The following is a 13,265-nucleotide window of genomic DNA, read 5'->3' as shown; positions in this document are numbered from 1 at the left end:
TTTTGATTATAAGGATGTTATGTTAAGTTTGAGGTAATCAAAAAAGACCGGAATTGCTTCTGGTCTTTTTTAATTTTGTGGTCTTTTGCTGGCGCAAGTGTTTTGCTTGTGATCGTCGTATTTATTGACAATGGGTACCGAGCGTGACGCTCGCACCAGCGGGGGAAAACGCTCATATTAGCGGGAGGAGTGTAAAGTTATTCAGTCTAATGGCCTCTTAAGTAGTCCTACCTGTATAGCAATGTCTTGAGTGAATTTTGCTAAAGGTCGATTATGGATCTCATTTTCTTCAATGTAATTCCCAATTATTATTCTACTACCTATACTACCTTTTTTATACAATTGATCAAAAGATGTAATGAGAGATTGTTTATATTTTTCAGTATAAATTTTGGATTTTATAATTAGCTCTTCTGCAATATCTTTTTGAGTTTCATAAATACCTTCGATTTTAAAAGTTTCATTAAATTTAGATTTTGAGGGATCCTGTTCACCGAATACTATTTTTAAATCTTGACTATTATTAGATATTAAAAAATTGGCTAAAGATGACTTCTCGATTTCAAAAGAAAAGTCCGACTTATTTTTATTACTGTCAATATATAAATCAAATAAAACTTCTTTATTTAATTTTTTTCTGTTACAACTTCCACAAACTGGATATAGGTTATAAAAAGAAGTGCTAAAACACGGCAACTTATCCTTAGACTTATAATGATCAATTTCAAAATGATTATTAGTTTTATTACTTACAATTGCTAATTGTGAATTACAATAGACACATGCTTTTATACCTATTTCATGAAAATATTTTGGATAGAAATTATCTCTCCAACCATCATAATCCATTGCATTAAGTAATGCGTCTTTAAATTTTTTTGTTATAGATTGCTTTGGAATTATTTTTTCAAATTCTAATTCAAATGTCAATAATAAAGATGGTTTTGCATAAATTATTTCATCATATTTGGACAATAAATATTCGATATATTTTTTGTTATGATCAATCATAGCAATGTTATAATAGTTACATCTTTTATTGTATTGCTTTTGCTTTTGTTCTTTTTGTTTTTTATTTAATTGTGAATAATCCGGCTCTATAGGTTTTATTAAAAGATTTTTTACTTTAGCTTTTTTTTTCGCAATCAGCTTATCAATTTCTTGACGGAATAATGATAACGTATTTTCAACAATATCATTAGAAATACTTATCATAATTTATTTTTAATTTTTTTTAATCTTTTAATTTCCTTCTCAATCTCTTCTGGAAATTTTATATAGTATAATTCATTTAAGCTATCCTTCAATAATGGTTCTCCAATTTGATCGATAAATATTTTTACATTTTCTTTATTCCATTTATCGGTTTCTTTCCTTCTCTTCGATAAATAACTTATTACTTCCTTAATTTTTAGTTTAGCAAATTCTCCTAAATATCCATTTTGCATAAAAAAACTGTCTGCTAACAAGTCATGTATATTGGCAGCAAAAGTTTTATTTAAATTCTTTTTTTGAACTGAAATTTTTTTTATTTCTTCAATTCCATTTTCATTAGCTACTTTTTTTTCTTCTGTTTCAAGAAACATAATATTTTGTGTAGGAATATCTGACAGTATAAAAGGGCTGTGTGTGATAAAAATGCAATTAACACTTTTTATATCTGAAAGCTTTGCATTATCAATGTATTGTAATAAATCATTTATAAAAGTTCTTTGTAATTCGGGATGATAATAAAGCTCTATTTCGTCGAATATAAGATTAACATTTTTATACTTAATTATTTCATCTTTTTTATCAATAAGAGCCTTTTTATTTTTTTTCTTATTATTAACTGAATCAATATTTCTCAAATGATAAACTAATGAACTTAGGCTGTGTATTTTTTGTTTTTCTCCTGAGCTCATATTATTAAAGCTACTCTCATCCTCAAAAAGATAATCAACTGAATAAAAAGAGGGTAATATTTGTTCAATTAATCGGAAATTAAACGGGTTATTTTCTTTTAAATATGAAGTATATTCATTTAAATCTTCAATGATATAATTTTTATCTTCTAAAAAATAATAACCAATATGTAAGTGATAAATAGCTTGCTTCAATTTTAATGTAACGTGACTATCATCTTCTAAAACTGTTATAATAAAATCTTCAATTTTCTCTTTATTTAATGATTCTATTGATGAATTATATTTATTAATATACTTTTTGTAATTTGTTAGTATACTGGAAAATTTACGATAGATATATTTTTTAATATTTAAACTGTCTTGGGAATTATAGAAATTTGAGTTACTCACAGATTTTTTTAAAATTGATTGAAGTATATTCATGAAATTTTCATCAAAATCTCTGATTTCGAATTTTTCTTTATCTATTTTTAAAAGTATTTTTTTGACTATTTTTTTTGGTGCTAATTCTCTTAAAGAGTTTTGTATTAAAATGTTTGAAAGCATTCTTGAACGAACTAAATAATTTTCATTATTTATATTGATAATTCCGTCAGTTCTCATTGGATTTAGAACAATAGGAGCTTGATATGAATCATTTTTGTGAAACAAGGAGTTTATCCAATTTCCTATGTCTTTTGAATTTAAAGCATAATGTGAATAATTGACTCCTAGATTATAAAACAAATATTTACTTTTTTCTTCATTTCCTTTAAGACTCAGATTTTCATCTTCACCGATAATTTTAAGCGAATATAATTTGTCTTTTTGGTCTTTAAATTGTTCATCATTATCTAGTTTAAGATTGTAAAAAGCTATATCATCAAATGTGTATATAATTTCTAGTCTTAGTCTACCTATAGATACAAAATTTTCATTAGGATTTAACTTATACCTTCTTAATTCATCGGAAAAATGTTTTATTATTCTTAAAACATCTTTAGTATCAATATTATTTAAATCTGATAAGTTTTTGTTTCTTAAATTATATTCTGTAGAGTAGAAATCACTTTGAAAGAATGAAAGAAGGTTTTTTATGACAGTTCCATTATCTTCAAATTGCAAATTTTTAGATGTATTTTTGATATTGTCAATTTCAAGTAAATCAATTAATGTTGATAAATAGAAAAAACCTAAGTATAATAATTCCATTAAAGTACTTTTTCCACTTCCGTTCTTCCCAACAATAGCGGAAATATTAATATTCAATTTCCCTTGATTATATAAATTTTCAGGAATTGTTGGTTTATATTTTACACTTTTGATCTCATTGTTTATATTAGTATGTTTGAATTTAAAGATATAATTGTCATAAAATTTGTAGACTTTATTTTCCTCTAAGTTTTTTAGAAATTTAGGATCACAATCTGTTAGAGGTCTTATTGCAATTAATTTAAAACTCATGGTTATCTTGTTTCCACCAAATATATGATTTCTTTACAAAAAAAGATTACGGCATCTCGTAATCTTCTCACTATTTTCTAAACTTCTTCTTTCTCTTCCACGGCGAATTTTTCTGCACATCACCCGCCATAATACATCCGTAAGGCATCACTTCATCCAGAACTTCGCAAAGTCCGTATTCTTCAATCTGTGCTCTTACATTTTTTGCACTTTTATAAGCGGTTGGAAGTTCGGAAATATCAATTTCATTCGAGAAAAAACGGATATCTAATCCTTTTGTTTCTTCTTCAAACACTTCTTCAATAGTTTTATGAGCCAAAGATTTTTTATGCTGACTTCTGCTGAAATTTCTTCCCGCTCCGTGTGGCGCAAAACCTAAATTTCTTTCGTTGGTGGTTCCTTTCACAATCAAAACAGGTTCTGACATATTCAAAGGAATCAATCTTGGTCCCGTAATATCCGGCATAAATTTATCATCCAAAGGTGTTGCTCCTTTTGCATGGTAAAACAAATCTCCGTCTTTGAAAACGAAGTTATGTTCGTTCCAATATCGATCTTCTTTTTCGATTCCTAACTTATTCAAGGTCGCATCGTGAATAGACGTATGGTTTTCTTTCGTCCACGTTCTGATCAACTGAAGCGCTTCCCAATACGATTTTCCTTCTTCAGATTCGTAGGGAATCCAGGCATTTTCTCTCAGTGTTTCAGGAGAATTTTCTATTCTGAATTTATTGGCGACTTTCATTCCTTTATCATACAAAGCAGCTCCGGGAGCTCGTGAACCATGGTGCGTCACCAACATCGTATTTCCGGTATTTTTAGAAATTCCGACAAATAAGAAATGGTTTCCGTCACCCTGCGTTCCCATATGAGAACGGGCGATGCTGATTAATTTTTCATCATTCAGGAAATCATTGGCTCTGAAAGCATCCATCAATTCCTGAGACATCTCCATTTGCTCACCTCTCGGTCTACCTCCGTATCCGAAATGCGTGATGGAATGGGCAGCATCCAAAACTTCTTTAGGATCTGCTTTTCCAAAATCCGTCAACATCACCGAACAACAGATATCTGCGCTATGAAATCCTGGGTGAATTGCATTTTTCGCAACAACAACTCCACCAACGGGAATCTGACCCATCGGACCTGTCGGACAGGCATCAGGCATAATCGCTCCGGCAACCAAAGTCGGAGTTTTCATCAACACTTTCATGGTGTTGACAACTTTTTCCACGTTATCGGTTTCACTTTCATGTTCAGCTCGGATGTTGATGACAAAATCTTTTGCCGTTTCATGAAGCGGGATTAATTCGGGTTGTTTGAATTGTTCCAAATAGGTTGCGATTTGATTTTCATCTAATTGATTTTCGTTGATATGAGTAATTGCTTCGGCAAACCATTTTGCTGGTCTATATCCTAATTCGATTAAGTTGTTTCCGTTAAATTCCATGTGTTCTTCATTTTGTTGATGCAAAGTAAAAACTAAAGTGTGCAATGTTTTTGCGTATTATAAATTTTTTATATTTTTATTCAAAAATTATTTTTAGGCATGATGGAAAACTTAACTCCGGAAATATTTCAGGCATTTCAAAACAAACTGAAAACAGGTAACAGAAGAGGTGTTCACTTAAATGCTATTCCCGGAAGCTCAAGATATAAATTTGATCTTGCCCGACTTTCAGAAATTCATAAAAGTCTTCCCGAACATTTTATCATTAACCTTTTAACGCAGAAAAACGTTAATTTTAAATTCTCCATTCACGATAAAATTTCCGATGAGGTTTCTAAAGAAGCGGTAAAAGACAGCATTTATCTGTTTGATGATGAAAACGAAGAAACCGAAAAAAGCACAATCGGAATTTCTCTTACTAAAGAAAAAACCAAAAAGGCAGCCCTTGAAAAACTGTCTGCCAGTCTCGAAAATCTTATTTTCCAAAATGATGTTATCCAATCGGAGAAAGGAATTAATTCTCTGGGCTTCGGTTTTCCGATTCTGATCCGAAAAGATATGGACGGGCAAATTTCTGCGTCTCCTATTTTGATATGGTCTGTTACTATCAAACCAGTCAATGAACTGAACACATGGGAAATCAGCAGAACGGAAGATGATCCTATTTATGTGAATGAAGTATTGATCAATCATTTACAAAGCGATTCCGGAATTACGCTGGAGCAGATTCCTGAAGAAATGTTGGCTGATGGAAAAATAGATAAACCTGAGTTGCTGGAAATCTGCCAAACCTTATTGGGACAGCTTAAAATTACCCAGAATCTTGATTTTATCTTAAATAATTATGAAGAAATTCCATTAATTAAATCCAAAGCTTCTTATGAAGATCAGCTTCAGAATAAAGGTGATGCAATTATCATTAAATCCGGTGTATTCTCCATTTTTGAAGTCCAGAAACAGAATATCATCAATGATTATGAATCGCTAAAAAGAGAATTTAAACCTCTTGAAAACAATATAAAACTGGATTTTCAATCCATAACATCAATTGAAACCGATCCTTCACAGCAGGGAATTCTGGAATCGTTAAAATCACAGACTAAAATTCTGATCCAAGGACCTCCGGGAACAGGGAAAAGCCAGACGCTGACGGCTGTTTTGGTGAATGCACTGGAAAATAAGCAGAAAACCATTGTGGTCTGCGAAAAGCAAACGGCCTTGGAAGTTTTGTACAACGCCCTTCATAAACTGGGCTTGGAGCGCTATTGTATAATGATTAAAGACAGTGTTTCAGACCGAAAGCCTGTGGTGGATGCGGTAAGAAATACCATTGATCCTGCTGATTTCAAGAAACCGGGACAACCTTATTCCGTTCAGTCGCTGCAAGATCAATTGACAGGAATTCTGCAAAATAAAACAACGATCAACGAAGTTCACGAATTGTTAAATTCAGATTTGATTCCGGGAAAAAACCTGACGGAGATTGTTGCTGATTTGTTGAAATTCAATGAAACAAAAGAAAATATAAATATTCAGGATATTCAGTTTTCCTTTTCGGAAGAAGAGTTTAAAGACATTGAATATGTGCTGGAAAAGGGAAAAGAGGTGTATAAGGAATACCAACCTTTTGAAAAATCATCATTTATTAATCCTGAAAAACTAATCAGCGAAAATTTTCATAACAGTCTGCAGAATTTAGATACTTCATTTCAGAATTATGAAAAAATGTGGGATGAAATTCAATCGCTGATTATTGATTTTAAACCCGTTTATGAAGAAAAGAGAAAGCTGGATTTCAGTCAGAATCTTCAAAAATTGTCTTCTTTAATCAACGAAACAGAAGTAATTACCTCTGTTCTGAATCAAAATTCTGAAGAGTTTCATCCCGAAATGACGAACGGATTTTTCTATAAATTCATGGCTTTGTTTTCTTCCGAAAAGAAAAAGAAAATCAGCAATCAGAAAAGATTATTGGAGATCAGTTCAGCGATTAAACAGATCAGTTTAAGTGAATTTTTTCCTTCCATTGAGCTGTCGGATCACCTTTGGAATAATAAAAACGAAATTCTGAGTTACCGTCAGAAAATACAAAATTTACAGTCGGAGTTTTCTTCAAAGCTGGAAGAACAGTTTAATGCGATTGATTTCCTGAATGTATATGATCCTGTGGTTTCAGGAAAAGAAACGGAAATTATTGCTCAGCGTATTCAGCAATTGAAGAAAAGTATATCAACTGATCACTGGATCAAAGATCTGAATTTTGGAAATACCTATCAAAACTTTGATGACTATTTAATTTCTGTTTTAGATCGATACAGATCGTACAGAAGTCACCCTGAAAATCCTTTGTTAAAGGAATTTAACTGGTTTTATTTTAGTCAGCCACTGACTGTTTTTCAGAAAAAAATATTGGAAAAATTGTATTCAGTTAATGATTGGAAAGCTTCTTTTTATTCCGCTTATTATCCATTATTGCTAAACAAACATTCTGATGCTAAACTTAATTTTAGCGAAAGAAATTACGAAGAAATTACAAGGAAAATCAGGCAATACGGAGCTTCTCAGCAGAATTTTATTCAGTATTTCTGGAATGATTCTCAACAAAATGCAGTGAAAAAATTTGAACAGACAAATAAAGACATTACAGTTGCCAATCTTTACAATAAAAGAAGCAGTGTCAACCACAAAAGATTGACCTTGAGACAAATTGTTCAGAAAGATATTGATCTTTTCACTAATTTTTTTCCGATTATTCTGACCACTCCGGATGCGTGCAGCAATCTTTTCCAGGGTAAGAATTTTTATTTTGACAATGTGGTTTTTGATGAAGCCAGCCAGTTAAAATTGGAAGATAACCTTCCGGCGATGCTGAAAGGGAAAAATATTATTATTGCGGGAGATGAACATCAGATGCCGCCATCCAATTATTTCAGTAAAGTTTTTGACGGAGTGATCGAAGATGAAGACGATATTGAATCTGAAAATGAGGTCATCACCTATAAAAATTCTTTGTTGAATATAGAATCTTTGCTGGATTTTGCGACTGAAAGTCAGTTTGAAAAGAATCATCTGGATTTTCATTACCGTTCTAAGCATCCTTATCTGATTGATTTTTCTAATCATGCGTTTTATAATTCACGTTTAAAGCCTCTTCCGACAAAATCTGAAACGTTACCGATTGAATTCTTTCAGGTAGATGGAGTTTTTGATGAACATACGAATAAAGAGGAAGCGGATAAAGTATTGGAGATTTTAAAGAATATTCAACCTTTAAAAGATGGAAATTATCCGTCGGTGGGAATTGCGACCTTTAATATTTCACAGCGAAATTATATCAAAAGACAAATTGTTCAGCAGATCAATCTTCCCGGAAATGAATTGTTTAAAGAAAAAATTCAGGGATTGGAAGCGGCAGGGTTGTTTATTAAAAACCTTGAAAATATTCAGGGTGATGAAAGGGATATTATCATCATGTCGACGACTTACGGAAGAAAATCCGGTGGGAAATTTATCCAGAGTTTTGGACCGATCAATCATACAAAAGGATATAAATTGCTGAATGTGATTATCACCAGAGCCAAGGAAAAAATCTACGTTTGCAACTCGATTCCCGAAGAGATTTTTTCGAATTATAAAGACGCTTTGCAGCAGGAAGGTTCGAATAACAGAAAGGCTGTTTTGTATGCTTACCTTGCGTATTGTAAAGCGGTAAGTGATAAAAATGAAAGTCATAGACGGGAGATTCTGGATACTTTGGATCAGTTCGGGTATGCTAAGGATTCGAATAAAAATACAAGCTCCAATGGATTTATTGATGTAATTCATGATCGATTACAACAAGATATTCCTCAATTGAAAATGTTGAAAAATCATCATTTCGGAGGTTATGAATTTGATATTCTGATTGAAAATGAAGATGGAAAATCAATCATTATCGAAGCTATGAGTAAAGAGAAATATTCCGGAAATCTTGGGTATCTGGAAGATTTACATAAAGAAAAAATAGTCCGAAATGCAGGTTTTGAATACATCAGAATCTGGAGCCAAAACTGCTGGCAAAACTTGGACGCGGAAATACAGAAAATACATAAAAAAATATCATGACAGAACAGTTAAAAAATTCACCTGAAACCATTCAATTTAAAGAGGTAATTGCTCATATTGACGAGAATTATGACTTTACTCCTAAGAAATTTACCAATGGAAATACGGTGAATGAAGAAAATCAGAATAATGGTTCGTGTAAAGTCTTCAGTTATGCCAAATTGAATAATTTATCTAAAGAAGATACGTTGAATCTTTTCGGAGAATTTTACAGAGAAGATGTTTTAAAAAATCCTGAAGGAACAGATCATCAAAATATCAGAAACTTTATAGAGTTTGGTTGGGATGGAATTTCTTTTGAAGGTGAGGCGTTGAGTAAAAAGTAAATTGTCATTGCGAGAAACGTAGTGACGAAGCAATCTCAATTGATATTTTTTAGATTGCCGCGTCGCAGGCTCCTCGCAATGACATAAAACACAAAACAAAAACTATGTCATCAAATAAGAATGCTCTTATCCGCTATAAAACTTTAGATAAATGTCTTAAGAACAAATACCGAAAATATACTTTGGAAGATCTTATCGACGAATGTTCTGAAGCATTATTTGAGTTTGAAGGTAAAGAATCTTTCGTTAGCAAACGTACGGTACAACTGGATTTGCAGAATATGCGAAGTGAAAAATTCGGGTATGAAGCACCGATTGAGGTTTTTGAAAGAAAATATTACCGATACAGTGATCCTGAGTACAGTATTCATAATATTTCGGTGAACGAAAGCGACCTGAAGGCGATGAATAATGCGGTGCAGATTTTAAAGCAGTTCAAAGATTTTTCGATGTTTAAAGAGATGAACGGGGTGATCCAGAAATTAGAGGATTCTATTCATTCCACCAATCAAAAGTCAATCATTCATCTGGATAAAAATGAACAGTTGAAAGGATTGGAATATATTGATATTCTGTACGATGCCATTTTGCATAAGAAAGTTTTAAAAGTTACCTATAAAAGTTTTAAAGCAAGAGAATCAGATTCTTATATCGTGCATCCGCAGTTGCTGAAGGAGTTTAATAACCGATGGTTTTTGATTTGTTTTAATAAACAATATGCATATAATCTGGCTTTGGATAGAATGGAAAATATTCAAATCGAAGAAAAGATAGAATATATTGATAAAAATCTCGATGGCGACGAATATTTTAAAGATATTGTTGGCGTTACAGTTTCCCCAACGATGGCTCCGAGAAATGTGGTCTTTTTTGTGGATTCTCATAATGCACCTTATGTTAAAACCAAGCCTTTACACGCCAGTCAGGAAATTGTAAGTGAATCAAATGACGGAACTATTTTTAAAATTTGTGTTCAGTTAAACTACGAACTGGAAAGACTTTTATTAGGCTTTGGTGAATCGCTGATTGTTCACAAACCCCGAAAACTTCGAGTACGATTAGAGGAAAAATTTAGGGCAGGAAGTAAAAACTATGAAAATCTGGTTTTGGATGATGAAGATTAATCAAGTTTATGGCTTGGAAATTGTAGTAATCAAAAAATAAAATAAAAATATGAAATCAAGAATATTAAAAGCAGTTGTAGCTATTGTAGCTCCTTTGGTAATCGAGTTTGTGATAAAGAAAATATCAGAAAAACTAGATGAAAAATATAATAAAGACGAGAAAAAACAACTTCCTGAATCTGTTTAAAATGATTCATGTTGAAAACTATAGAAAGAGGCTGTTAACCGATGACAGTCTCTTTTTATTTAGATAAAATCATAAACTCCATTTTTCCAACCCAATACTTTAGAAGAATCTGCTTTTAGCCAATTTTTAAGAATAGTAGCATATACTTTCCTGAAATCTTCGGAATAAATTAAATCTCCTTCATTCAATTTGGTTAAATCTGGAAGTGGGTTCAAAAGTCCTTTTTTCTTCAAGCCACCACTTATGAAAAACATCTGGTTCGCCGTTCCGTGATCTGTTCCGTTACTTGCATTTTGCGCAACACGTCGACCGAATTCTGAGAAAGTCATTAACAAAATATCATCAAAAAGTCCGTTACTTTTCATGTCTGCAACGAAAGATTTTACGGCTTCATTAATGTCTCCAAATAATTTTTGTTGTCTTTCATTTTGGTTCACATGCGTATCAAAACTTCCTACGGAAAGATAATAAACTCGTGTATTAATATCGGACTTAATCAATGATGCAACGGTTTTGAAATCTTTTCCCAATTGTGAAGTCGGATAAGTTTGTTCGGTCTTTTTGGCTTTACTTTTATCAAAAATATAGCCCGCATTATTGATTGTGGAACCTAAAGTTTGGTATAAATAAGAAACCGTTTCATCGTCATGATGATGATCGTACAACGATTTGAAGTATTTTTCCTGACTGGTTTGATATAATCTTTTTGGATCTTTGAAAGCAAAAGCTTTATTATTTTCACCTTTTAACGCTAAACTTAGCATATCATCTACTTCCAAAGCCTGAGTCGGATGTTCGCATTTATAACATTCTTCATCTAGAAAACGCCCCAGCCAGCCGGTTTCCAGATATTCATCGCTTTTGCTTGCGGAATGCCAAATATCCATGCTTCGAAAATGGGATTTATCGGGATTGGGATACCCGACATTATTCATCACGGAAAGCTCGCCATTGTCATACAATTCCTTAAAATAGGAGAGGGCAGGGTTAATTCCTGCTTCATCGTTAAATTGCAAAGAATCTTTGATGGCGATATTTTTTCTTTCTTTAAAATAAATGTCATTTTTTGTCGGAATGATCGTATTTAAACCATCATTTCCACCTGTGAATTGAAGCACAACCAAAATCTTCTGATTGGGTTTCAATGCTTCATCGAAAGTCATTGCTTTCAGAAAATTAGGCATCAACAACGATGCGGTAGCCAATGAACTTATTTTTAGGAATTCTCTTCTTTTGATTAGCATAAATAGTAGGTTTTAGGTTAAAGATGGTAGGTTGTAGGCTTTGCAGCGTACTTTAGCTATAAGCTAAAATCTGCAACCTGCGACCTTACATCAACTGATATTCTGGCGTTGACATTAGATTAATCACATTCATTTTCACACTATTGTCGGAGAAATTTTTAACCGAGCTCATATCCAAAGATTTTGAATTTTGAATTAAATAATCTTCAACATTTTTTCCGTTAAAAATCTTTTCTACTCTTGCCCAATCGATTGTAATATTCGGATTTTTAAAGCTTTTCGCAAGATTATTTGGGTTCTTTTTTAAACCCATATCCACATCATCATCTTCTTTTGGATGATAATCAAGCGGTCTTAAACCTGACCAAATCTGAGGAATTTGCAATCTCAACATCAATGTCGAGCTGTCAATCCATGATTTTCCGTTTGGCCAGCCTGCAACGTTTGGTGGATACAAAAGCGTTTGCCCTAATAATTTCTGATAAACGATGAGGTTTTCCGGATTTTGAATATTCATTGGAAGAGTTCTCATCATTCCTGCAATCAATTCTATGGGCGATTTTATTCTGTTCCCAATGTTTTTTTTATCATAAAACCATGAACTTGAGAAAATATCTTTCATGAGTTTTTTAATGTCGTAGTTCGATTGATAAAAACTTTCGCTTAGTTTATTTACAATAGCTTCGTCTACATTTTCATTCACGAAAAATTTGTAAATTTTTGTGGTGATGAATTTTGATGTTGCCTTTTGTTCAAGAATAATATTTAAAGCATCGGTTCCTGTAAAATTTCCGGTTTTGTTGAGAAATGTTTTTGTTCCTTCATCATGTTGTTTTGGTCTTTCAACAAAATTCCCTTCTTTATCATAACCCCATCCGGTAAAGGCTCTTGCACCTTCTCTTATGTCTTTTTCGGTATAATTTCCTCGTCCCATTGTGAAAAGTTCCATTACTTCACGAGCGAAATTTTCATTGGGATGATCTTTTTTATTTTGTTGATTATTTAAAAAGTTCAACATTGCAGGCGCTTGGCTCACTTCAAACAAAAGATCTTTGAAATTTCCCAGTGCATTTTTTCGGATAACATTTAAAATCTGTCGATTAAATCTAGGATTTTGAACTCTCGAAGCAAAATGCCCATGCCAGAAAAATGCCATCTTTTCCCTCATTTGCTCTTTGCTGTTAACCATTTTATCAAGGAAATTCAGATTGAGCTCTTCGTTTTGTTCGCGATTGATCTTCTGCATTTCTTTTTTCTTTTCTGCAGGCGATTGATCGGTCATAGAATTATTGATCTCTATATCAGGCGTCTCGTAATTAATTTCAGTAAAAGGTTCTTCTTTAAATAAATCATTAATTAAGTCTTTTACATTTATATTTTTCAAATCTTCCAATTGGTTGATTCCGGCTCCGAAACCGGCGCGCCAAAGAAGATGTTTATTATTAATAAGAGATGGAGGTGTCATTGTAATACTTTGTTT

9 protein-coding genes are annotated in these 13,265 nt (G+C 32.3%); 4 read left to right on the top strand and 5 right to left on the bottom strand.

From position 1 onward, the window contains the following. Positions 1 to 201: 201 nt before the first annotated feature. The 3 genes from ABEG63_RS06050 to ABEG63_RS06040 form a co-directional block, all read right to left on the bottom strand. Entirely contained in the window at positions 202 to 1,215 is a 1,014-nt protein-coding gene (locus ABEG63_RS06050) for an HNH endonuclease (RefSeq protein WP_346583763.1), read from the bottom strand. Next, a complete protein-coding gene (locus tag ABEG63_RS06045; RefSeq protein ID WP_346583761.1) occupies positions 1,212 to 3,350 on the bottom strand; it encodes a hypothetical protein in 2,139 nt (712 codons plus the stop codon). The genes ABEG63_RS06050 and ABEG63_RS06045 overlap by 4 nt, the downstream gene beginning before the upstream one ends. 70 nt (positions 3,351 to 3,420) lie before the next feature. Further along, the gene (locus ABEG63_RS06040; protein ID WP_346583759.1) at positions 3,421 to 4,800 is read right to left on the bottom strand and encodes an RtcB family protein; all 1,380 of its coding nucleotides are present in this window, start codon (positions 4,798 to 4,800) and stop codon (positions 3,421 to 3,423) included. 99 nt (positions 4,801 to 4,899) lie between these two features. Here ABEG63_RS06040 and ABEG63_RS06035 point away from each other — a divergent pair, with 99 nt between their 5' ends. From ABEG63_RS06035 to ABEG63_RS06020, 4 genes are all read left to right on the top strand, one after another. Continuing rightward, positions 4,900 to 8,904 carry an AAA domain-containing protein gene (locus ABEG63_RS06035; protein ID WP_346583757.1) on the top strand — a complete coding sequence of 1,335 codons (4,005 nt, stop codon included), beginning with the start codon at positions 4,900 to 4,902 and terminating at the stop codon, positions 8,902 to 8,904. Continuing rightward, positions 8,898 to 9,230 carry a HopJ type III effector protein gene (locus tag ABEG63_RS06030; RefSeq protein ID WP_346584071.1) on the top strand — a complete coding sequence of 111 codons (333 nt, stop codon included), beginning with the start codon at positions 8,898 to 8,900 and terminating at the stop codon, positions 9,228 to 9,230. The genes ABEG63_RS06035 and ABEG63_RS06030 overlap by 7 nt, the downstream gene beginning before the upstream one ends. A 104-nt stretch (positions 9,231 to 9,334) precedes the next feature. After that, complete coding sequence (locus tag ABEG63_RS06025; protein WP_346583755.1) at positions 9,335 to 10,354, top strand: WYL domain-containing protein; 1,020 nt, start codon at positions 9,335 to 9,337, stop codon at positions 10,352 to 10,354. A 49-nt stretch (positions 10,355 to 10,403) separates the two neighbouring features. Beyond that, complete coding sequence (locus ABEG63_RS06020) at positions 10,404 to 10,541, top strand: hypothetical protein (RefSeq protein WP_267406407.1); 138 nt, start codon at positions 10,404 to 10,406, stop codon at positions 10,539 to 10,541. A gap of 59 nt (positions 10,542 to 10,600) precedes the next feature. On the opposite strand, the gene ABEG63_RS06015 is transcribed toward ABEG63_RS06020, so the two are convergent. Further along, entirely contained in the window at positions 10,601 to 11,785 is a 1,185-nt protein-coding gene (locus tag ABEG63_RS06015) for a DUF1501 domain-containing protein (protein WP_346583750.1), read from the bottom strand. A gap of 85 nt (positions 11,786 to 11,870) precedes the next feature. After that, a complete protein-coding gene (locus ABEG63_RS06010) occupies positions 11,871 to 13,250 on the bottom strand; it encodes a DUF1800 domain-containing protein (protein WP_346583746.1) in 1,380 nt (459 codons plus the stop codon). Positions 13,251 to 13,265: the final 15 nt, after the last annotated feature.

The organism is Chryseobacterium sp. C39-AII1, assembly GCF_039672645.1.
Classification (GTDB): Bacteria; Bacteroidota; Bacteroidia; order Flavobacteriales; family Weeksellaceae; genus Chryseobacterium.
This window is presented reverse-complemented; position numbering and strand designations above follow the sequence as displayed.

Bases quoted from the DNA above. Each gene is read 5' to 3' on its own strand.
- ABEG63_RS06050 (WP_346583763.1), bottom strand. From the start codon at position 1,215: ATGATAAGTATTTCTAATGATATTGTTGAAAATACGTTATCATTATTC.
- ABEG63_RS06045 (WP_346583761.1), bottom strand. From the start codon at position 3,350: ATGAGTTTTAAATTAATTGCAATAAGACCTCTAACAGATTGTGATCCT.
- ABEG63_RS06040 (WP_346583759.1), bottom strand. From the start codon at position 4,800: ATGGAATTTAACGGAAACAACTTAATCGAATTAGGATATAGACCAGCA.
- ABEG63_RS06035 (WP_346583757.1), top strand. From the start codon at position 4,900: ATGATGGAAAACTTAACTCCGGAAATATTTCAGGCATTTCAAAACAAA.
- ABEG63_RS06025 (WP_346583755.1), top strand. From the start codon at position 9,335: ATGTCATCAAATAAGAATGCTCTTATCCGCTATAAAACTTTAGATAAA.
- ABEG63_RS06020 (WP_267406407.1), top strand. From the start codon at position 10,404: ATGAAATCAAGAATATTAAAAGCAGTTGTAGCTATTGTAGCTCCTTTG.
- ABEG63_RS06015 (WP_346583750.1), bottom strand. From the start codon at position 11,785: ATGCTAATCAAAAGAAGAGAATTCCTAAAAATAAGTTCATTGGCTACC.
- ABEG63_RS06010 (WP_346583746.1), bottom strand. From the start codon at position 13,250: ATGACACCTCCATCTCTTATTAATAATAAACATCTTCTTTGGCGCGCC.